Annotated in this window: 19 protein-coding genes and 1 tRNA gene; 7 read left to right on the top strand and 13 right to left on the bottom strand. The window is 66.9% G+C overall.

What is annotated here, in order from left to right; translation table 11 throughout:
• Positions 1 to 45: 45 nt before the first annotated feature.
• The gene (locus HB724_RS20290; protein ID WP_256731204.1) at positions 46 to 705 is read right to left on the bottom strand and encodes a choice-of-anchor E domain-containing protein; all 660 of its coding nucleotides are present in this window, start codon (positions 703 to 705) and stop codon (positions 46 to 48) included.
• 230 nt (positions 706 to 935) lie between these two features.
• Between HB724_RS20290 and HB724_RS00095 the strand changes: the two genes are divergently transcribed.
• Positions 936 to 1,012, top strand: a tRNA-Pro gene (locus tag HB724_RS00095).
• Positions 1,013 to 1,065: 53 nt separating this feature from the next.
• Here HB724_RS00095 and HB724_RS00090 read toward each other — a convergent pair.
• Entirely contained in the window at positions 1,066 to 2,001 is a 936-nt protein-coding gene (locus tag HB724_RS00090; protein ID WP_213978866.1) for an AEC family transporter, read from the bottom strand.
• A 94-nt stretch (positions 2,002 to 2,095) separates the two neighbouring features.
• On the opposite strand from HB724_RS00090, the gene HB724_RS00085 reads away from it, so the two are divergent.
• Both HB724_RS00085 and HB724_RS00080 read left to right on the top strand, forming a co-directional pair.
• Positions 2,096 to 3,070: a LysR substrate-binding domain-containing protein gene (locus HB724_RS00085; protein WP_213978865.1), complete on the top strand. Its 975-nt coding sequence runs from the start codon at positions 2,096 to 2,098 to the stop codon at positions 3,068 to 3,070.
• A gap of 49 nt (positions 3,071 to 3,119) precedes the next feature.
• Positions 3,120 to 3,902, top strand: coding sequence for a hypothetical protein (locus HB724_RS00080; protein ID WP_213978864.1), 783 nt, complete (start codon positions 3,120 to 3,122; stop codon positions 3,900 to 3,902).
• A 44-nt stretch (positions 3,903 to 3,946) separates the two neighbouring features.
• On the opposite strand, the gene HB724_RS00075 is transcribed toward HB724_RS00080, so the two are convergent.
• Complete coding sequence (locus tag HB724_RS00075) at positions 3,947 to 6,130, bottom strand: penicillin acylase family protein (protein ID WP_213978863.1); 2,184 nt, start codon at positions 6,128 to 6,130, stop codon at positions 3,947 to 3,949.
• Between the two features lie 157 nt (positions 6,131 to 6,287).
• Here HB724_RS00075 and HB724_RS00070 point away from each other — a divergent pair, with 157 nt between their 5' ends.
• Positions 6,288 to 7,097, top strand: coding sequence for a DUF5694 domain-containing protein (locus HB724_RS00070; RefSeq protein WP_213978862.1), 810 nt, complete (start codon positions 6,288 to 6,290; stop codon positions 7,095 to 7,097).
• A gap of 153 nt (positions 7,098 to 7,250) precedes the next feature.
• On the opposite strand, the gene dctA is transcribed toward HB724_RS00070, so the two are convergent.
• The 3 genes from dctA to HB724_RS00055 all read right to left on the bottom strand — a co-directional run bounded on the left by dctA (position 7,251) and on the right by HB724_RS00055 (position 10,476).
• Positions 7,251 to 8,540 carry a C4-dicarboxylate transporter DctA gene (gene dctA, locus HB724_RS00065; protein WP_256731219.1) on the bottom strand — a complete coding sequence of 430 codons (1,290 nt, stop codon included), beginning with the start codon at positions 8,538 to 8,540 and terminating at the stop codon, positions 7,251 to 7,253.
• A gap of 132 nt (positions 8,541 to 8,672) precedes the next feature.
• The gene (locus tag HB724_RS00060; protein WP_213978860.1) at positions 8,673 to 8,888 is read right to left on the bottom strand and encodes a hypothetical protein; all 216 of its coding nucleotides are present in this window, start codon (positions 8,886 to 8,888) and stop codon (positions 8,673 to 8,675) included.
• Between the two features lie 205 nt (positions 8,889 to 9,093).
• Positions 9,094 to 10,476, bottom strand: coding sequence for a M20/M25/M40 family metallo-hydrolase (locus HB724_RS00055; RefSeq protein ID WP_213978859.1), 1,383 nt, complete (start codon positions 10,474 to 10,476; stop codon positions 9,094 to 9,096).
• Positions 10,477 to 10,631: 155 nt separating this feature from the next.
• Between HB724_RS00055 and ettA the strand changes: the two genes are divergently transcribed.
• Positions 10,632 to 12,311, top strand: a complete 1,680-nt coding sequence (ettA, locus tag HB724_RS00050) for an energy-dependent translational throttle protein EttA (protein WP_213978858.1) — start codon at positions 10,632 to 10,634, stop codon at positions 12,309 to 12,311.
• 50 nt (positions 12,312 to 12,361) lie between these two features.
• On the opposite strand, the gene HB724_RS00045 is transcribed toward ettA, so the two are convergent.
• Entirely contained in the window at positions 12,362 to 13,240 is an 879-nt protein-coding gene (locus HB724_RS00045; protein ID WP_213978857.1) for an aldo/keto reductase family oxidoreductase, read from the bottom strand.
• Positions 13,241 to 13,335: 95 nt separating this feature from the next.
• Here HB724_RS00045 and HB724_RS00040 point away from each other — a divergent pair, with 95 nt between their 5' ends.
• Positions 13,336 to 14,229 (top strand): LysR family transcriptional regulator, encoded by an 894-nt coding sequence (locus tag HB724_RS00040; RefSeq protein ID WP_213978856.1) that lies wholly within the window; start codon positions 13,336 to 13,338, stop codon positions 14,227 to 14,229.
• 7 nt (positions 14,230 to 14,236) lie between these two features.
• On the opposite strand, the gene HB724_RS00035 is transcribed toward HB724_RS00040, so the two are convergent.
• A complete protein-coding gene (locus tag HB724_RS00035; protein WP_213978855.1) occupies positions 14,237 to 15,040 on the bottom strand; it encodes a transporter in 804 nt (267 codons plus the stop codon).
• 144 nt (positions 15,041 to 15,184) lie between these two features.
• Between HB724_RS00035 and HB724_RS00030 the strand changes: the two genes are divergently transcribed.
• Entirely contained in the window at positions 15,185 to 15,847 is a 663-nt protein-coding gene (locus HB724_RS00030; RefSeq protein WP_213978854.1) for a hypothetical protein, read from the top strand.
• 92 nt (positions 15,848 to 15,939) lie between these two features.
• On the opposite strand, the gene HB724_RS00025 is transcribed toward HB724_RS00030, so the two are convergent.
• From HB724_RS00025 to HB724_RS00005, 5 genes are all read right to left on the bottom strand, one after another.
• Complete coding sequence (locus HB724_RS00025) at positions 15,940 to 16,662, bottom strand: NYN domain-containing protein (protein WP_213978853.1); 723 nt, start codon at positions 16,660 to 16,662, stop codon at positions 15,940 to 15,942.
• Between the two features lies 1 nt (position 16,663).
• A complete protein-coding gene (locus HB724_RS00020; protein WP_213978852.1) occupies positions 16,664 to 17,044 on the bottom strand; it encodes a DoxX family protein in 381 nt (126 codons plus the stop codon).
• A gap of 116 nt (positions 17,045 to 17,160) precedes the next feature.
• Entirely contained in the window at positions 17,161 to 17,439 is a 279-nt protein-coding gene (locus HB724_RS00015; RefSeq protein WP_213978851.1) for an acylphosphatase, read from the bottom strand.
• Positions 17,440 to 17,560: 121 nt separating this feature from the next.
• Positions 17,561 to 18,037: a transcription elongation factor GreB gene (gene greB / locus HB724_RS00010; protein ID WP_213978850.1), complete on the bottom strand. Its 477-nt coding sequence runs from the start codon at positions 18,035 to 18,037 to the stop codon at positions 17,561 to 17,563.
• A gap of 31 nt (positions 18,038 to 18,068) precedes the next feature.
• Entirely contained in the window at positions 18,069 to 19,988 is a 1,920-nt protein-coding gene (locus tag HB724_RS00005; protein WP_346344637.1) for a lytic transglycosylase domain-containing protein, read from the bottom strand.
• Between the last annotated feature and the right edge of the window lie 5 nt (positions 19,989 to 19,993).

Here is a 19,993-nt window from a genome sequence, read left to right as displayed (position 1 = left end):
CCGCTGCGAAAAGGGGCGGCGCGGATGCGTCGCCCCTTTTCACCCTCAGGCGTAGCGGACGGTGGTGGTCACCGCCGCGCGGCGCCGGCGCATCGCCCCGCCGATCGCGCCCACGCCGAGCAGCAGCATCGCCCAGCTCGCCGGCTCGGGCACCGCGCTCGCATTGGGGGTATAGTCATAGGTCAGCCTGGCCGATCCGCCGATCAGCGGCACGATCGAGAGCGAGCCGTTGAGGCCGATCTCGGCGAACAGGCTGGCCGAGCTGAAATCGAACGGCACCGCGCCGCTGCCGATGAACGCGCCCAGGTTCGAGGTGAGCGTGGCGGTCCTGCTGCCGGCATCGGCATAGGGGCCGATGTGCATGGTCGTGTCGCGCGCGACATGGACCAGGCTGGCGCCGGCCGAAAGCAGCTCGATCATGTTGAAGCCGTTGCCGCTCAGCGAGGCGATGCCACCGCTGGTGAGCAGGAAATAGCGGCCGAAGAACAGCGAATTGTTCGTGAGCGTGCCCGATGCGTTCAGGACGCTGTCAAATGTCAGGCTGACGCTGTTGAGCGTGCCCAGCAGCGGATTGAACTTGCCGAACGACAGCGTCGCCGATTGCGGCGCGGCGGCATCGACGGTCACGGTCTCGATGATCGTGGCGGCATTCGCGGGGGCCGCGACGGCGCATGCGGCGACTGCCGCGAGAAGGATCGTCTTCATATCGGTGCATCCTGCTGACTGAACGCACTTGGTCCTGATGCAGGGAATTATTTGCCGCAACGGGCGTGGGAATGAAAAACGCGTGTTAACCATGGAAAATAGAACGATGATTTACCGCGCCATCCTTAACGTATCGAAACGGGGCGATGCGGGTCGTCCGGCCAGGCGAAACGCCGTCGCGTGCAGCAAAGCTTGTCCGCGAGCGTTCAAGCGGCTAGCAGGCCCCGCGTCGGGGAGTGGCGCAGCCTGGTAGCGCATCTGGTTTGGGACCAGAGGGTCGCAGGTTCGAATCCTGTCTCCCCGACCATTCATTGGAAGCAAATGCTTTCAATGTCTTATGCTGTGGTTTCCGGCTCGCCGCTATGTCGCCAGGCTCAGGTAAAGGGCGATTGTCGCGAGCGAGGCGATCGTCGAGGCCAGAACGGCGCCGGACGTGATGCCCGCCTCGCGCCTGTAGAACTCCGCTACCATGAACGGCCCGGTGCCGGTTGGAAGGGCCGCCAGCAGGACGGCTGCCTGTGTGAGCGGCGCCGACAGATGGAATATCCCGGTCGCCAGCGCCCAGGTCGCGCCCGGTTGCGCTACCAGCTTCAGTCCCACCAGCAGCCCGGTGGTCCCCGGTGCCGGCGCAGCGCTCTCGCGTTTCTCGGCCAGGAAAAGCCCCAGGGCGACGAGTGCGCAGGGCGATGCCGCGCTGCCGAGCAGTTTGAGGAAGCTTTCCGCCGGGCTGGGCACCGGGATGTGGAGGGTGAGGAACAATGTGCCCAGCACGGGCGCGATGAGCAGGGGATTGCGGGCCAGCGAACCCATCACCTTCGCCGCCATGTGCCGGGGGTGCCGCTCGGTCTGGAGGCCGACCTCGATCAGGATGAGCGCGACCGCGAACAGGATGCAGACGGTGAGGATGGTGGCGATCAGCGTCGGCGCCAGCGCTGCCGGTCCCAACACCGCCAGTACAAGGGGAAAGCCCATGAAGCCCGTATTGGCATAGGCGGCGTTGAGGCCATCGATCGTCGCATCGGCGAGATGCCTTGATCGGCGCCGTCGAAATCCCACGGTGACGGCGAACACCAGCGCCATGCCCAGGCCGAAGGTCGCGATGAACGCAGGTTGCCATATCGCGTTCCAGCGCGCCCTGGCGACGATGTCGAAAAGAAGGGCGGGCAAGGCGAGATAGACGACGAAGCGGTTGAGCTCCCCGGTCGCATGCGGGCCGAGCACGCCGATCCGGCGCGCCGCGAAGCCCGCCAGGATCAGCGCGAATATCGGAAGAATGACGGTCAGAACGGACAACATGCCGGCCTCGCTTGCAGGAGTGCGTGGCATATTCCGGCGATTTGATGCAATCTAATGCCGTTTACAGGCCCGATCCATTCCGATTGCGTATCACATGATCGACATCCGCCAGTTGCGCTATTTCGTCGCGGTCGCCGAGACGCTCCATTTCGGGCGTGCGGCGGAGCGGCTGCACGTCACACAGCCGCCGCTCAGCCGGCAGGTGATCGCGCTGGAAAAGGAGCTGGGCGTGCGGCTCCTCGAGCGCCATTCGCGACAGGCCCGCCTCACTTATGCGGGGGAGCGTTTCCTTGCCGACAGCAAGGCCGTGCTCGCCGCGTTCGACCAGGCATGCCGCAACGCGCAGTCGGCGCATGCGGGAGAATTGGGCGAGCTGACCATCGGGTTCATGATGCATGCGGCCTATGGCAGCGTGCCCGCGCTGACCCGGCGCTTCATTGCGGCAAGGCCCCAGGTCCGACTGCATCTTCGGGAGGTTCTGCCGACCGTTCTCGTGGACGGCGTGCTGAACGGCGAATTCGATGCCGGCATCACCTTCAGCCCGGGGCCGGTGCGGGGGCTCGCCACCGCGGTCATCCATCGCGAGCCGCTTTGCCTTGCGGTGCCCGCCGATCATGCGCTGGCCGCCCATAAGCTCGTTTCCGCGGAGATGCTTGTGGGCGAACCGCTGATCGCGGCGCCCACGCAAGTCACGCCGACATTGCGCCAGGCGATCGCCGACTATCTGGCGCGGGCAGGCGGCGAGCCGCTGATCCGGCTGGAGACGCAGCTCCAGCAGACGATCGTCAGCCTCGTCGCGGAGAATATCGGCATCGCCCTCATCCCCCAGTCGCTCCGCAAGCTCGGGATCAGCGGCGTCAAGTTCCGCGCGCTGGCCGATCCGCCGATCGTCGAGCAGGTTCTGGCCTGGCGGACGGGCAACCTGAATCCGGCCTTGCCGCATTTCCTGACGGCCGCGCGCGCCGTCGCTTCCGAGATTGCCGGAGCGCGCGAGCGCCCGAGCGCCGGCTGTGAAAGATCGCCCGGGCAGCGCGCCAGGTCGCGCATGCCGGACGGTGCCGCTCAATAATTCTCAACGACTTTGTCATAGCCGGCCCCTGAACGAAGGAGCCGAGAACTTGACCTGGAACGACGCTGACTGCCTGAAACTTGGCCGCACGCGATTCGGCGCGCTGACATGGGGAGGCCTGGAGGCCCGCAACCAATGGATCGACCCGGTCAATCTGGATCGAAAGAATGTGGTGCGCCCGACCGATGCGCAGATCGTCGCCGCGGTTCGGGAAGGGCCGCTGTCGGCGGCGATGCTACAGGCCTTTGCGCAGGAATATCGCGTTTTTCACTACCCGCTGGCTCCAAAGGACGGCCGTGAAGCGCGGCTGGCCGCTATCGCGCAGGCACTCGATCCCATCTATCGCGGCGCCCCGGACACCGCGGCCGAGACGCTGGCGCGGCTGTGGTGGCAGGCGATCGAGGCCGTTCGCGACGTCGTGGTCGCGCATGGCAAGCGCCCGAGCATGCTGCGGTCCTTCTGCATGAAGATGCTCTGGTTCTATCATCCCCAGGCCGCGACCATGTGGGACGATTATGCGCTCAGGGCGCTCAACCGGGAACTGGGCACCAGACACCCCGGCAAGATCGATACGGCCGAGCAGGCCAGCGCGTTCCTGGCGGATTTCGAGAGGCTCTTCGCCTTGGCCGAGCCGGACATTGCCCGCATTCTCACGCACATCGAAACGCAAGGCGGCGGCCGCTACGCCTATGACCGGCGCGTCCTCGACAAGGCGTTGTGGCTCCTCGGGGTCAAGGAAGACGAGCGCGTGATCGAGATGATGCAGCGCATGGCGCGCGATCCCTTCAATCGCGCCGTCATGGAGCATTTCCTGCCGGAATTGCGCGGATGATGCCGGTCGGCACGCCGCACGATGATCCGTCCGTTCGACGGCCCTCAATCGCCGGGGCGATAGGTCCGCTCGACATGTCCCTTCAACTCGTCGGGATAGAAATAGACCGGACGTAGCTGCCCCTCGGCATAGCGCTGGATCTGGTCGGCGAAATGGGGAGAGCGGGGGTCGCCGCTCTGCCCGCCGGCCATCACCGCCATCGCCTTCACGCGCGGGCCGAACTCGATCACCGCGACGAAGCTGTTGCCGCTGGTGCCGTAATAGCGCTTCGTCCCCGGCCAGGTCTTCGCCCCGAACGAGGCCAGGCTGCCCCATTGCGCCGAGGTGAAGGGCACCGGGAGCGAGGCCGCCGCATCGTCGAAATGCGGCCGAATCGCATCGTCCAGCCGCTGGAAGCGGTTGATCTCGCGCCAGGGCGTCCGCCAATTGCCGAAGTCGCGCTTGAGCCGATCGACCGCCGCCGTCAGCGCATCGAGCTTCGTGCCGGGTTCGACTCGGGTGGCGATATAGTCGGGCACGTTGATCCGCTCGGCCTGGGCGAAACTCCCGACCTCGCGCCACAATTGATCGCCCCAGAACACCGCCAGGCTGGTCGCGGCGGAATCATAGCCCCAGCGATAGTCCCAGCCCCGGAGCAGCGCGATCGGATCGGCCAGCGCCGCCCGGCGCGGATCGCTTTCGGGCAGCTTGTCCCATGCCGCGACGAGGCCTGGCAGCAGCCGGGCGAAGGCGGGCAGATAGGAATCGAACGCCGCCGCGCGCAGCTTCTCCGCCGTCCAGCCTGTCTTGCCGGTCAGCAGCAGATCGGCATGGGTGCCGCGCGCGTTCGGGCCCACCTGGTCCATGTAGCGGGGATAGTCGGCGGCCTTGGGGCTGTCCGCGCCGGCCGCGTTCCACGGCCAGTCATTGGTGTTGTGGGTCCAGCCCGTGCGCGGATTGAGGACGCTCGGCAGGCTGGCGAGCGTGTGCAGGCCCTTCCAATCGGTCGCGGGATCGCTGCCGTCGACCGGCTTCGTATAGTCGAAGCGGGCGCTGCGCACCGGCATGAACTGCGGCATCAGGAAAGCGGTTTCGCCCTTGCTGTCGGCGAACAGCGTGTCGTTCGAGGAATTGGCCTTGCGCTCGGCGATCTTCAGATAGCTGGCGAGGTCGGTCGCCTTGGTCCGCAGATAGGATTGCTCCAGCGCCGGAACCGGGTTCCACATCAAGGCGGTCGCGATCCACTTGCCGCCCTTCGCCGCGACGATCGGGCCGTGATGCGTGCGCCAGGTGGTGAAGCCGCGCTCGCCCAGCGTGCCGTCGGGCTTGCGATAGCGGATCGTCACCGTCTTCGCCGTGACCGGGCGCTGCGCGGTGCCGTAGCGATAGGAATAGCCGTTTGGGCCACGCGCTATCGTCTCGGCGAACTCGTCGACATTATCCACCGTCGCGGAGGTGTGCATCCAGCCGGCCTTGGCGTTGAAGCCCTGGTAGATGAAGAACTGGCCCCAGGTGCTCGCGCCATAGACGCTCAGCCCCTCGGCGCTGGTCATCTGCGCCTCGGAGCGGAAATAGAAGCTGGTGTGCGGATTGATGAGCAGCAGGGCGTGGCCGTTCTCGGTCAGCTTCGGCGCGATGGTGATGCCGTTCGATCCCGAGGGCTCGCGCGGGACCATGCCCAGTTCCTCCGGCGTCGGCGGGGTAGGGCGGCCGTAGAAGGTCTTGAGATCGCTGAGGGATATCCGCTCGATATCGCCGCCGATGCTGCCCTCGGTGAAGCTGAGCGCCATCCACGGCTCGAACCGGGTCAGCGCCTTGGGCTTCGTCTCCGGATGGGTGGCGAGATAATAGTTCAGCCCGTCCGCCCAGGCGTCCATCAGCTTGCGCAGCCAGGCGGGGCTCGCCGCATATTGCGCCTTCAGCTCGGCGGGATCGGCGAACAGCCGCTGGCGCAGATCGGTCCAGATCGCCTCCTCGCCCTCCGCCTCGGCGGTGCGGCCCAGCGCGGTCAGATAGTTCGCCTCGACGCGGGAGAAATCGTCCTCCGCCTGGGCATAGATCAGGCCGAACACGGCGTCCGCGTCCGACTGGCCGTGGACATGGGGGATGCCCCAGTCGTCGCGCGTGATCGTGACCCGCGCGGCTTCCGCCCGCCACCGCGCCATGTCGGTATCGGGCGCGCTTGCCGCGGTCGTCAGCATTGCCAGCAGGATCAGCGCGGAGCGCGTGCGTCGAAGGGTCTTTTCCATTGCGCCTGCGTAACGCGGGAAAAGCCGAAAGGCCATGCGCCGGCTGGCGACCGGCCGTTCCCGCGCTTCCGGCGCGCTTTGGCGCTATCGCCGATGGCAACTCGGGCTTAGGGGCATGCGACGCCTGCCGCGCGATGTGGCGGCAAGGGAGTTTTCGATGAATATCTTCAAGGCGCTGGTGGCCGGCTGTCTTCTGCTGGCGACGCCGCCGGCCATGGCCCAGGACAAGCCGGCGGAACCCATCATCCAGGTGATGGTCGTAGGCGTCTTCCATTTCGACAATCCGGGGAAGGACTACCGGAACGCCTCTGTAGACGACATGCTGGCCCCGGCGCGGCAGGCCGAAATCGTCAAGGTCGCCGCGGCCCTGTCCGCCTTCAAGCCGACCCTGGTCGGCGTCGAATGGGAGCCGGGCGCGCCGGACGCGGATTACAAGAAATATCTGGCCGACGCGCTGCCCGCCGACCGAAGCGAAATCGTGCAGCTCGGCTTTCGCGTAGCGCGCGCCAATGGGCTTGCGCGCGTGCATGGACTCGACATGCCGATGTCCCTGCCGTTCGATCCGGCCGTCGCATTCGCGACGGCGCATGGACATCAGGCGGTCATCGACGACATCACGAAGGTCAGCGACGCCAATGTCGCGGCGCAGGAAAAGACCCTGCGCGAGAAGGGCGTGGCGGCGACGCTCCGGCTGCTGAACGATTCGGCAGCGGCGCTTCGATCGCACGGCCTCTATCGGGAGATCCTGGAGCTGGGCGCAGGCAAGGAGCAACCCGGCCTGGACGCGACGCTCGCCTGGTACAAGCGCAATCTGGGCATCTGCGCCAACCTCCTCCAGGCAGCCCGGCCCGGCGATCGCGTCATCGTCTTCTTCGGGGCCGGTCATCTGCCGCTGCTGCAACAATGCGTCAGCGAGACGCCCGGCTATGTGCTGGTGGACGCCCGTACCTATCTGCCAAACGACTGAGACGTGCGGGCCGGGCGCGGGGCAACAACGCACCGCCATGCCTGCCCATGCGTGGACGGGCGCCTTTGGGGAACATGACCGGGATCGCGCAGTTGAATGTCGCGAAACAGTCCGTTCCCCAGCGCCCGACTCGCGATCCCGACCGGGCTCCCGTCAGAAATCGGGATCGAAGTTGAAATAGATCGGATTGGACAGGCCGAGCGCGCCTTCCCAGCGGGCCACCACCAGCGTCGCCACGGCATTGCCGACGAAATTGGTAAGGCTCCGGCATTCGCTCATGAAGCGATCGACGCCCAGGATGAGCGCCATGCCCGCAAGCGGCACCTTGGGCACGATCGCCAGCGTCGCGGCGAGCGTGACGAACCCCGCGCCGGTCACGCCCGCCGCGCCCTTGCTGCTCAGCATCGCGACCAGCAGCAGCCCGATCTGCTCGCCCAGCGTCAGCTCGACGCCGGTCGCCTGGGCGATGAACAGCGCCGCCAGCGTCATGTAGATGTTGGTGCCGTCGAGGTTGAACGAATAGCCCGCGGGCACGATTACGCCGACCACGTCCTTGGCGGCGCCGGCGCGCTGGAGCTTCTCGATCAGCGCGGGCAGGGCAGCTTCGGACGAGGAGGTGCCGAGCACCAGCAGCAGCTCGGCTTTCAAATAGCGCAGCAGCTTGAGGATCGAGAAGCCGGTCAGCGCCGCCACCGTGCCCAGTACCACCAGCACGAAGATCAGCGACGTGAGATAGAAGGTCGCAACCAGCGCGCCGAGGCTCCAAAGCGTCCCTACGCCATATCTGCCGATGGTGAAGGCCATCGCGCCGAACGCCCCCACCGGCGCCGCCCACATCACGATGGAGACCAGCCGGAACACCACCAGCGAAAGCCGCTCGAGCAGGTCGGTCACCGGCCGCGCGGGCTCGCCCACCAGCGCCAGCGCGACGCCGAACAGCACCGCGACGAACAGCACCTGGAGGATCGATCCGCTGGTGAAGGCCGAAACCAGCGTGGTCGGGATGATCGCCATCAGGAAGCCGGTGACGCTCGTCTCATGCGCCTTCTCGGCATAGCCATGGACTGCGGCGGCGTTCAGCGTGCGCGGATCGATGTGCATGCCGGCGCCGGGCTGGACGATGTGCGAGACCACCAGGCCGACGATCAGCGCGATCGTGGAGAAGAACAGGAAATAGGCGAATGCCTTGATCGCCACGCGGCCGAGCGAGCCGAGCCCGTGCGATCCGGCGATTCCGGTCACCACCGTCAGGAAGATCACCGGCGGGATGATCATCTTGACGAGCGCGATGAACGCCTCGCCCAGCGGCTGCATGGCCGCGCCGATGCCGGGCCGGAAATAGCCGAGCGTCACGCCCGCGGCGATCGCCACCAGCACCCAGAAATAGAGCAGTCGCCAGAAGTGCGGCCGTCCGGGCGCTACGGGTCCGCCGTGATTGGGCATCATGCTCATCCCCTTCGCGCGTCCCGCCGATAGCGTGCCGGGCACCGTCACCCCAATGGAAAAGGGCGCCCCCGTTAGGGGACGCCCTTCCTATCCTTCAGCTTCCGATCGCCAGGCGACCGGAATGGCCGATCAGTTCGCGTTCGCCGGCGCTTCGACGTTGCCGTCGGTAGCGTTCTCGATCACGTTCTCGGCAATGACGTTGGCGCCGTTCTCGGCGTCTTCCTGATAGATCGAGGCGTTCGCTTCGACTGCGGTGTTTGCGGCTTCCGTGTTGGTGGTGCCGCCTTCGCAAGCCGCAAGCGACATCAGGCCGGCAGTCGCAGCAACGATGAGGATCTTCTTCATATTGGCGCTCCCAGTGGGACTCAAACGTTTCGCATCCGGCCCGATTGCCTTCGCGAAGCCGTTGAAATAGCGGCCGTTACGATTCCGTCAATCGTAAATTCACCGCGTCGCAAGATTTTTGCCATTTTTCTGCCCGGATGTTGCCATCCCGGCGCCGTTAATCGGCCCGCTGCGATTTGCGCTGTCTTCCACCAAGTGATTGAAATTATTCACTGGAATGGCGCGGCACCGGCCCGATATCCTCCGGCGCGTTGGCGACGATCGCGAGCATCGTGGTCCAGGCTGCCACATTCTGCCGCAACTGCGCCGGATCGATCTTGTCGAGGGTATCGTCGGGCGTGTGGTGGTAATCGAAGTAGCGCAGGCCCGATTGCGACATATCGACTCCGCCCACGCCGGTCTGGATCACCGGGCCGACATCGGTGCCGCCATGCGCGCCGCTGCGTCCGCGCGAGATGCCGAGCGGCGCCAGCGCTGCGGCCAGCCGGTCGGCGATCGGCCTGGCGGCGTCGGGCAGGCTGGTCTCGAACTTCCAGACGCGATCGGCGCCGAAATCGGATTCCATCGCCAGCACATGGCGCTCGCTGGCATGCGCCCTGGCATAGGCTTCGCCGCCGAAGCCACCCGGCTCCTCGGCGCCGAACCAGACGACGCGGATCGTCCGCTTCGGCTGGCCGGCGGCGCGCACCCGCATCGCCGCGGCGGTCGTGATCGCCACGCCGGCACCGTCGTCGATCGCGCCGGTGCCGAGATCCCAGCTATCGAGATGCCCGCCGATCAGCACGATCCCTGCGCCCGGATCGCTGCCGGGGACGTCGGCCACGACATTGCCCGATTCCGCCTGACCCTTGAACTGCGGCGTCACCAGCAGCTTGAGCCGCACCGGGCCGCGCTTCAGCAGACGTTCGAGCTGCTCGGCATCGGGCACGGAGAGCGCCGCCGCGGCGATCGGCTTCACGCCGTCCGCCCAGTTGGTCACGCCGGTATGCGGGTTGCGGTGATAGTCGGTGCCGATCGAGCGGATCAGGATCGCTGCCGCGCCCTTGCTTGCCGCCAGGTTCGGCCCGGCGCGGCGGGCGGCGCCGTAATAGCCATATTGCGAGCCGTCCTGCGTCGCGGTCATCGCGTTGCTGACGAACGCGATCTTGCCCTTCAGGCTCCCCGCCGGCGCGGCCTGGAGGTCGGCCAGGGTGGGGAAATAGACGACTTCGCCATCGACGCCGCCGGGGCCGGTGCTGCCCGAATTGCCGAGCGCGGTGATCGTCAGCTTCTGTGCCGAGGGGCCGACCACCTCGGCGGTCTCGGCGCCGCGCACCCAGACCGGCATTTGGTAGGTCTCGATATGGACATTCTGGAAGCCGAGCGCGGTCAGCTTCTTCACTGCCCAGGCGCGCGCGCGGGCCTCCGCTTCGGTCGCGGCGAGGCGCTGGCCGACCTCGGTCGTCAGCCCCTCGACGATGTCCCAGGCGACCTTGTCGTCACTCAGCGCCGCGTCGCGCAGCTTGGCGACATCGGGCGCCGTCTGGGCCAGCGAGGGGAGGGGAAGGGCGAGGGCGGCGGCGGCCGCGAGGAGGAGGCGCTTGGTCATGGACCCGAATGCTAGCCACCCCCGTAACATTTGCCAATCGGGATCGCGATTCCCATATCGTGTCCGGCGACGCCCGCGTTGCCATCGCGGCCGTGGATCGCTACATGCGCCGCCAAACTTCCCGCATTCGAAATTCCCCATCGGAGACCGCTACAGTGGCTGCGCAATACGCCTTCGTCATGAAGGACATGACCAAGACCTTCCCCGGCGCGCCCAAGCCGGTGCTGAGCAACATCAACCTGCAATTCTATCAGGGCGCCAAGATCGGCATCGTCGGCCCCAACGGCGCCGGCAAGTCGACGCTGATGAAGATCATGGCCGGCGTCGACAAGGACTTCACCGGCGAGGCATGGCCGGGCGAATATATTACCGTGGGCTATCTGGAGCAGGAGCCGGAGCTCGACCCGACCAAGACCGTGCTCGAGAACGTCAAGCAGGGCGCGCGCGAAACCGCCGACCTGGTCGATCGCTTCAACGCGATCTCCGCCGAGATGGGCGATCCCAAGGACGATACCGATTTCGATGCGCTGATGGAGGAGATGGGCGAGCTCCAGGCCAAGATCGACGCGGTCGACGGCTGGACGCTCGACAACCAGCTCGAAGTCGCGATGGAGGCATTGCGCTGCCCGCCCGGCGACTGGCCCGTCACCAACCTGTCGGGCGGCGAGAAGCGCCGCATCGCGCTCACCCGGCTGCTGATCCAGAAGCCGTCGATCCTGCTGCTCGACGAGCCGACCAACCATCTCGATGCCGAAAGCGTCAACTGGCTGGAAAACCACCTCAAGGAATATGCCGGCGCGGTGCTGATGATCACCCACGACCGCTATTTCCTCGATAACGTCGTCGGCTGGATCCTCGAGATCGATCGCGGGAAATATTTCCCCTACGAGGGCAATTACTCGACCTATCTGGAGAAGAAGGCCAAGCGCCTCGAGCAGGAGGATCGCGAGGAATCCGGGCGCCAGACTGCGATCAAGAACGAGCTGGAGTGGATCCGACAGGGGGCGAAGGCCCGTCAGACCAAGTCCAAGGCGCGTATCGCCAAGTTCGAGCAACTGGTGGAGGCGCAGAAGAATCGCGCGCCGGGCAAGGCCCAGATCGTCATCCAGGTGCCCGAGCGGCTGGGCGGCAAGGTGATCGAGGTCGAGAACATCTCCAAGGCCTATGGCGACAAGCTGCTGTTCGAGGATCTGTCGTTCACGCTGCCGGCCGGCGGCATCGTCGGCGTGATCGGGCCGAACGGCGCGGGCAAGTCGACGCTGTTCAAGATCCTCACCGGCCAGGAAAAGCCCGACAGCGGCGAGGTCGATTTCGGATCGACCGTGCGCCTTGGCTATGTCGACCAGAGCCGCGACCATCTCGACCCGAAGAAGAACGTCTGGGAGGAGATCTCCGACGGGCTCGATTATGTGAAGGTCAACGGCCACGACATGAGCACCCGCGCCTATGTCGGCGCGTTCAACTTCAAGGGCCAGGACCAGCAGAAGAACGTCGGCAAGCTCTCGGGCGGCGAACGCAACCGCGTCCACATCGCCAAGATGCTCAAGAAGGGCGGCAACGTCCTGCTGCTCGACGAGCCAACCAACGACCTCGACGTCGAGACGCTGGGCGCGTTGGAGGAAGCGATCGAGAATTTCGCGGGCTGCGCCGTGGTCATCAGCCACGATCGCTTCTTCCTCGATCGTCTGGCGACGCACATCCTCGCCTTCGAAGGCAACAGCCATGTCGAATGGTTCGAGGGCAATTTCGAAGCCTATGAGGAAGACAAGCGCCGCCGCCTGGGCGACGCGGCGGACCGGCCGACCGCGCTGGCGTACAAGAAGCTGACGCGCTGACCGAGTAGATATGTAAACGGGGGGCGGGCGATCGGCCCCCCGTTTCGATTTCAGGCCATGGCCCTGCCGCCGATCGCATCCAGTTCGGCAAGCGTCTCCTCCGAAAGCTCCAGCGACGCCGCAGCCAGATTCTCGCGCAGATGGCCGAGGGAGGAAGTGCCGGGGATCAGGAGGATGTTGGACGAGCGGTGCAGCAGCCATGCCAGCGCCACCTGCATCGGCGTCGCGCCCAGCCTCTCCGCGACGGCATTCAGCGCCCCCGACTGGAGCGGCGTGAACCCGCCCAGCGGGAAGAACGGCACATAGGCGATGCCCTTGGCCGCCAGTTCGTCGATGAAGGCATCGTCCTCGCGGTGGACCAGGTTGTACTGGTTCTGCACGCACACCACCGGGGCGATCGCCAGCGCTTCGGCAAGCTGTGTCGGGGTCACGTTGCTGACGCCGAGATGGCGGATCAGGCCCTGCTGCTGGAGTGCCGCCAGCGTCTCGAACTGCTCCGCGATCGGGCCTTCGCTGGGGGCGTGGATGCTGCCCATCACGCGCAGGTTTACGATATCGAGCGCCTCCACGCCGAGATTGCGCAGATTGTCGTGCACGCCGGCGATCAGGTCGTCAGGGCGTATCGCGGGAAGCCAGGAGGCATCCGCGCCGCGCACTGCGCCCAGCTTGGTGACGATCGTCAGGGCCTCCGGATAGGGCGAGAGCGCCTCGCGGATGATCTGGTTGGTGACGTGCGGGCCGTAGAAGTCGCTCGTGTCGATATGGTCGACGCCGCTGGCCACGGCTTCGCGCAGCACGGCGAGCGCGGCGTCGCGGTCCCTGGGCGGGCCGAACACGCCTGGGCCGGCGAGCTGCATCGCGCCATAGCCCAGGCGGTTCACGATGCGATCGCCCATGCGGAAGGTGCCGGCGGCGGTGATATCGGTCATGACAGGTCTCCGTTCCATTGTTCCGGCAATATGGCGGCTGGGTTTAAGTGCGATAAGCGGTGGCAATCGGCACGGGCTGTACGTAAAATCGAACAATGGCGGCGGAACTCGACGATCTATCGGCCTTTGTCGCGGTGGTGCGGGCAGGGGGCTTCCGCGACGCGGCGCGCGCGAGCCGCATTTCGGCCTCCGGCCTCAGCGAGGCTGTGCGCCGGCTGGAGGCGCGGCTGGGCGTGCGCCTGCTCAACCGCACCACGCGCAGCGTCGCGCCGACCGAGGCGGGGCAGCGTCTGTTTGAGCGCCTCGTTCCCGCACTGGGCGAGGTGGAAGCGGCGCTCGACGTCGTCAACGCCTTTCGCGATCGCCCCGCGGGCACGCTCCGGCTCAACGTCCCCGCCAGCGTCTCGAACCTCGTGCTGCCGCCGATCGTGGCGCCCTTCCTGAAAGCCTATCCGGAGATCCGGCTGGAAGTGACGGTGGAGGATGGGTTCGTGGACGTGCTGGCGGCCGGCTGCGATGCCGGCATCCGCTATGACGAGCGGCTGGAGCAGGACATGATCGCGGTGCCGATCGGCCCGCGTATCCAGCGCTTCGCCACGGCGGCGTCGCCCGCCTATCTGGCCGCGCACGGCCGGCCGGAGCATCCTCGCGACCTGCTAGATCATGCGTGCCTGCGTGGGCGCTTCACCAGCGGTGCGATGCCGATCTGGGAGTTCGAACGCGCGGGCGAGGTGGTGCGGATCGATCCGGGCGGGCCGCTGATCGTCCAGGCGGGCGCGGCGGTGGATCTGGCGGTAAGGGCCTCGGTCGACGGCCTGGGAATCATCCATCTGTTCGAAGGCTGGCTGAAGCCGCATCTCGACAGCGGCGCGCTGGAGCCGATCCTGGAGCCCTGGTGGCAGGAATTCTCGGGGCCGTTCCTCTATTATCCCGGCCGCCGCCATCTGCCGGCGCCGCTGCGCGCCTTTGTCGATTTCATCAGGGCATGAGGGACGGTCAGAAACGCCGCGCCACGCCCACATACAGCTCGGCATCGGGGCTGGCGGCGTTGAGCCCGGCAACCGCGCCGACATCGAACTGCAATCCGTCCCTGGGCTGCCATGCGAGCGACAGGCTGGCGAGCTCCTGGGTGCCGTGGCCCGCGGGGTCTTCGTCGCGCACCGCCTGGAATTCGAGCGCGCTGCTGAGCGTCGCGCCGAGCGCCGCGCTCAGGCCGATCACGCTGCCATAAGCGAGGTGACGCCCGCGCCGGTCGCCATCGACCGCGGCATCGACCTCGGGCGTCACGGCGATGCCGAAAATATCGTTGAGGCTGTAGCTGAGCGGCACCACCACCCCCGCGCCCCAATCGCCCGCACCGATCGTCGCGCCGCCCACGGGCAGCGTCGCGAACGGCATCACCGCGGCGGAGAATCCCGAGCCGTCGGGATGCGAGACATTCCGCCGGACGGCGAGGGTAACGTCGCCCGCGCCATTGCTCCTGGCGACCGTTCCGTTCGCGCGGTCCCGCGTGCGCACCGCGCCCCAGGCGGTCCAGCCGGCCTGGACCTCCAGATTGTCGGCAACCCCCAGCCGGACCAGGAGATCGCCCCCCGTCCAGGCATCGGAGCGCACCGAGCCCTGCTGGTCGCGCGTCCAGTCGAGCGCGCCGAGCTCGGCGACGACATGGCCCGTATCGACGGTGCAGGCGGGCGTTCCCAGCCCGGGCCGGTCGGCGCAGAAGGGGCGGAGTTCCTGTGCCTGTGCGGCACCCACGCCCGCCAGCATCGCGACGGTGAACCCGACCAAGAATCTCGACATCCGTTCGTCCTGCCTAGTTGCCTTCCCATCATAGAACGCGCGGACGGCGAAGCGGGACAAACGGGCAGGATCGCCGGTCTTCGTCCCGTGTTAGTCATGTAAAACACCATGGCGCGCCGGGGCGGGAGGCGATAAAAGGACGGCATGCTCCTTTCAGCCCTGCTCGCCCTGGCGCAAGCCGCTTCGCCCGTCGTCGACGGCGCGCTGCTCAAGCCCTCCACGGCCTGCTACGCGATCGTGCGCGGCGACACGGTGATGGGGGCCACCTTCCAGAAGATAAGCGCCGTCACCGCGGACGGCGTGCCCGCCTGGGATATCGTCGTCCACCAGCGCATCGGCGACGGCAAGTTCGACCTGCGCGATCATTTCGTGCTCCGCCGGGCAGACCTGACGCCGATCGCGATGGACAGCCGCAAATCGGGCGTCGAGCATGTCCGCGTCGCCTATGGCAAAGGCAGGGCGGTCACCACCCGTCCGGGCGCCGCGCCGGTCGAGACCGCGTTCGACGGCAGGATCTGGGACGGCAATCTCTGGGGCCTGACTTTCGCGGCGCTGCCGCTCGCGCAGGGCGCGCATTTCGAGATGCCCTTCTATCAATATGACAAGGGGCTCGGCCGCTTCACGCTCGACGTGGTCGGCAGCGAACAGGTGAACGGCCGTGAGGCGTGGACGGTCGAAGTGACCACTAGCGACCAGCGCAAGGTCCGCTATCAGATCGGCAAGGCCGATCGCGCGGAGCTCGGCTATTATGCCGACGGTTTCGCGCAGCGCGCCGGCGGCGATTGCAGCGCCATCCAGCCGCAATGAGCTGAGGGGTGCCCGAAAACTCCACCGTCACCCCGGCACTTCGGCCGGGGTGACGGAATGGAGGCAACCGCAACGCGGAATGCCGACCCCGCTCAGCCGACCCGCTTGACGAACGCCCCGCCGTCGCGCCGGTCGACGACGAAGCCCGGCACCGCTTCGAACAGATCGGAAAGCCGTGCGAAGCCATAGTTGCGCGTGTCGAAACTCGATCGATTGGCGGCGCGCTGGCCGACCTCGCTCAGGCTGGCATAGCCCTGGGGATCGCGCTTGGCGTTCTGATATGCGTCGATCAGCAGCTTGACGACTTCCTGGTCGACCGCGCCCGGCTTGGACGCGGGCGCGGCGGTCTCGACGCGGGGTATTTCCGCATTTTTGGTGGTCGTCAGCGTATCGACGTCGATAAAGCGGTTGCACGCCTCGCGAAAGCCCTCGGGCGTGGTCGCGCGGCCGAAGCCATAGACGACCAGCCCGTCCTGCCGCAGCCGCGTGGCCAGCGGCATGAAGTCGCTGTCCGACGACATGATCCCGAAACCGGTGACGCGTCCGCCCGCGAGCAGGTCCATCGCGTCGATCGTCATCTTCATGTCGGTGGCGTTCTTGGTCAGGTCGAACTGCTGCTGCGGCTCCAGCGCGAAGCGCAGCGCGACTTCGGTCCAGCCCTTGAGCCCCGGCTTGCTCCAATTGCCATAGACGCGCCGGATGTTGACCGTGCCGAGATCGGCCAGCACGGTCAGCACCGGATCGATCGACGCGGGGGAGGCATTGTCCGCGTCGATCAGCAGGGCGACATTCCCGGTGGGCAGCCCCTCCGCCATGTCAGGCCTTGCTGCGCAGCGCGTCGACGCTCCACGCGCCGCCGCCGGCCGCCGCGAGATAGAGGAAGATGAAGGCATAGAGCAGCGCCGCCTCGCCCTGGTTCACCGCGGGGAAGAAGCTCTGCGGCGCATGGACCAGGAAATAGGCGACCGCCGCCATGCCCGATGCGATGAACGCCGCGGGCCGGGTGAACAGGCCGATCACGATCAGCGCGCCGCCGACCAGCTCGATCGTGCCTGCCGCATATAGCAGCGGATTGAGCGGCATCGGGAAGGGCGGGATGCTGAAGAACTTCGATACGCCGTGCTGCAGGAAGGCGAGGCCGGCCGCGATGCGCAGCAGGCTGAGCAGCGGGGACGACCAGCTTGCGGGGATGGGCATGGGATCACTCCTTTTCGGGCACGATCGCCGTGCCGTTTCGAGAGCGGAATATGTTCATGCCGCCGCAGCATTATCAACTGCCGCGTCCCGAAACCGATCGTTTCCGTTCGGGGCCTTCAGGCGGTGAAGCGTTTGGTGAAGCCCTTGTGCGCCTTTTCGCCGTCCGCGGGATAATTCTCGACATGATCGATCCGCGCCAGCGGAGTGCCTTCGCGGCATCCCTCGATCAGCGCGTTGAGCGCGTCCTCCTCGCCGGCCGCCAATATCTCGACGCGGCCGTCCTTCAGGTTGCGCACCCAGCCGGTGAGCCCCGTCCGCTGGGCGGTCCGCACCACCCAGTCGCGATAGCCCACGCCCTGCACGCGGCCGCTGACGAAAATCCGTTGTATTGCCATATACCCCACGCTCACCCGGCCGAAAACTGCCGGCCGCGTTTACCTTAGCAGCTTGGCGCATAAGGGAAGGGGCGCGCCCAAGCGGTTTACCGCAGCCAAGGCAAGCTCCGTCGCGTGCGGATCAGGGATAAGCGACGGCGATCACTTCATATTCGCGCTCGCCGCCCGGCAGCGTCACGCGGCGCAGGTCGCCCACCGCCGCGCCGCGCAGCGCCCGGGCGAGCGGCGCGTTCCATCCGATCAGCCCCTTGCCGGCATCGGTCTCGTCGTCGCCGACCAGGGTGACCGTGCGCTCGTTGTCATCCTCGTCGGCCACCGTCACGGTCGCGCCGAAATAGACCTTGCTGCGATCGACCTGCTGCGCGGGATCGACCACCTTGGCGGCCTTCATCCGCTTCGACAGCCAGCCCAGCCGCCGATCGATCTCGCGCAGCCGCTTGCGGCCATAGATATAGTCGCCGTTCTCCGAACGATCGCCATTGCCCGCCGCCCAGGAGATGACCTCGACCAGCCGGGGCCGTTCGCCGCCCAGCAGCGCGTCATATTCGGCCTTGAGCACCGCATAGCCCGCAGGCGTGATGTAGTTGGGACGATCCATCCGACGGCTTTACCGCGCGGGCGTGCGGGCGTCACCCCGGCCGGTTCTTCCCCAGATACCAGCTCAAATTCGCCGGCCCCCGGCTGCGCGCATGCTGGGGGTTCATCAGGTCGTAGACCACGGCATTCTCCAGCACGCGCTGGACATAGTTCTTGGTCTCGAAGATCGGGATCTGCTCGACCCATTTGACCATGTCGCCGCCCGGCAGCCGGGGGTCGCCATTGGCCTTGATCCACTTGTTCACATTGCCCGGCCCGGCATTGTAGGCCGCCACCGCCAGCGGATAATTGCCGCCATAATAGGTCAGCATCCGCTGGAAATAGCTCGATCCGAGCTGGATGTTGTAATCGGTATTCGCATTGAGCGAGCTGGGATCATAGCTCAGCCCCAGCTTGGTCGCGGTCTCGCGCGCGGTGCCCGGCATGAGCTGCATCAGCCCGCGCGCGCCGGCATGGCTGACCGCGTCGCGGTTGAACTGGCTCTCCTGCCGCGCGATCGCGTGGATGATCGTCCAGTAATCCTGCTGCGTCGCCGGCACCGGCACCGAGGGGTAGCCCGCGGCGGTATAGTCGGACAGGCCGTTCTGGAGCGCGCTGCGGCCCACCATCACGCCCAGATCCGGCCGGTTGATCGTGCGGCTCAGCTCGGCGGCGAGGATATGGTCGTTGTCGGTCTTGGCGTCCTGGGCGATCTGGCGGATGAACAGATCCTGGTCGGTGCGGTTGCCCATCGAGCCGAGCATCTGCGCCGCGCGCACGATCTCCTTGCGGAAGAATGCCTCACGCTCGACGGGATCGGCGGTCTTGCCGGCCAGGCTGGTCGGTCCCTGGAGCGTGCGCCCCATACGCTCGCTGGCGAGCTGGCCGTAATAAAGGTCGGGAAAGCCCGCCGCGCGCCCGAAATAATATTGGGCGCCGGCCGTATCGCCCGCGCTCTCGGCGGCGCGACCCGCCCAATACAGCCCCTTGGACTGGGTCTGGGGCGAGCGCGATCCGCGCGAATAGCGATCGAACATCGCCATCGCGTCGCGCGGCCGGGCGAGGTTGTAATAGGCGGTCTGCCCCGCCAGCCACACCAGGCTGGTATAGTCGTCGCGCTCGCCTAGCGGCAGCGCGCTGATGTCGGTGCCGGCCGGGAAGGCATCATCGACCTGGGAGGCGATCTGATAGGCAAGGCTGTATTGCCCGTCCGCCGCTGCCCCACGCGCGGCGGCGAGCAGCACCTCATACCATTTCTCGGCATCGCCCGGAAAGCCGTTCAACTGGCGCGGCTGGGCCAGATAGGCGCGCATCGCCGGGCTCTGGTTGCCGTCGCGCAGCCAGCGCGCGCGGTCGGCGATGAAGCCGGGATCGTTGCGCCCGCCCGGCGGCACCGCGGCCTTGACCTCGACATCGGGAGCCTTGGTGCGGAAGGCGATCCGCGCCTCGAAGACCTGCCGCTTGGCGGGGGAGGTGAAGACCACCTGCCGCTGCGCCGCCGCGATCGCGCCCTGCCACAGCAGCATGTCCTCGCGGGCGTCATGATCGGCGACGGTCAGCGCGCCCGGAAAGGCGCCGATCAGCTTGCTTTCGTCGGTGGTGCGGAGCTGCCCCGCCCGCCACGCGCGCCGCGCCTGCTCGTTCGCTTCGCCCGGCCGCCCCGACGCCGCCAGCGCCTCGGCAAAGCGGACCCGGCCCGCGGGCGTGAGCGGCGGAAACTTCTCGAAGAAGCGGATCACCAGCGCCGGCGCGAAGCTGCCGCTGTCGAGCACCGTCTCGGCCGCCGCCCGCCGCCGCGTCTCGCCGGGCCAGCCGGGATGCATCAGCAGGAAATTGGCATAATCGGAGAAAGCGTAATTGTCCGATTGCTGGAGCCGCTTCCATTCGATCAGCGCGTCGGCGAGCGAATCGCTCTGCACCATCTGCCCGGCCGGCACGACGCCCCGCGCCAATGCCGCGCCATACCATTGCAACTGCT

This window comes from Sphingomonas sp. dw_22 (assembly GCF_018449795.1).
In the GTDB taxonomy this organism is placed as follows: domain Bacteria; phylum Pseudomonadota; class Alphaproteobacteria; order Sphingomonadales; family Sphingomonadaceae; genus Sphingomonas.
This window is presented reverse-complemented; position numbering and strand designations above follow the sequence as displayed.

Coding starts and splice junctions, on each gene's coding strand:
- HB724_RS00045 (WP_213978857.1), bottom strand. CDS start 13,240: ATGACCGATATCACCGCCGCCGGCACCTTCCGCATGGGCGATCGCATC.
- HB724_RS20290 (WP_256731204.1), bottom strand. CDS start 705: ATGAAGACGATCCTTCTCGCGGCAGTCGCCGCATGCGCCGTCGCGGCC.
- HB724_RS00040 (WP_213978856.1), top strand. CDS start 13,336: ATGGCGGCGGAACTCGACGATCTATCGGCCTTTGTCGCGGTGGTGCGG.
- HB724_RS00085 (WP_213978865.1), top strand. CDS start 2,096: ATGATCGACATCCGCCAGTTGCGCTATTTCGTCGCGGTCGCCGAGACG.
- HB724_RS00060 (WP_213978860.1), bottom strand. CDS start 8,888: ATGAAGAAGATCCTCATCGTTGCTGCGACTGCCGGCCTGATGTCGCTT.
- HB724_RS00015 (WP_213978851.1), bottom strand. CDS start 17,439: ATGGCAATACAACGGATTTTCGTCAGCGGCCGCGTGCAGGGCGTGGGC.
- HB724_RS00075 (WP_213978863.1), bottom strand. CDS start 6,130: ATGGAAAAGACCCTTCGACGCACGCGCTCCGCGCTGATCCTGCTGGCA.
- HB724_RS00070 (WP_213978862.1), top strand. CDS start 6,288: ATGAATATCTTCAAGGCGCTGGTGGCCGGCTGTCTTCTGCTGGCGACG.
- HB724_RS00020 (WP_213978852.1), bottom strand. CDS start 17,044: ATGCCCATCCCCGCAAGCTGGTCGTCCCCGCTGCTCAGCCTGCTGCGC.
- HB724_RS00025 (WP_213978853.1), bottom strand. CDS start 16,662: ATGGCGGAGGGGCTGCCCACCGGGAATGTCGCCCTGCTGATCGACGCG.
- HB724_RS00090 (WP_213978866.1), bottom strand. CDS start 2,001: ATGTTGTCCGTTCTGACCGTCATTCTTCCGATATTCGCGCTGATCCTG.
- HB724_RS00030 (WP_213978854.1), top strand. CDS start 15,185: ATGCTCCTTTCAGCCCTGCTCGCCCTGGCGCAAGCCGCTTCGCCCGTC.
- HB724_RS00035 (WP_213978855.1), bottom strand. CDS start 15,040: ATGTCGAGATTCTTGGTCGGGTTCACCGTCGCGATGCTGGCGGGCGTG.
- dctA (WP_256731219.1), bottom strand. CDS start 8,540: ATGCCCAATCACGGCGGACCCGTAGCGCCCGGACGGCCGCACTTCTGG.
- greB (WP_213978850.1), bottom strand. CDS start 18,037: ATGGATCGTCCCAACTACATCACGCCTGCGGGCTATGCGGTGCTCAAG.
- HB724_RS00055 (WP_213978859.1), bottom strand. CDS start 10,476: ATGACCAAGCGCCTCCTCCTCGCGGCCGCCGCCGCCCTCGCCCTTCCC.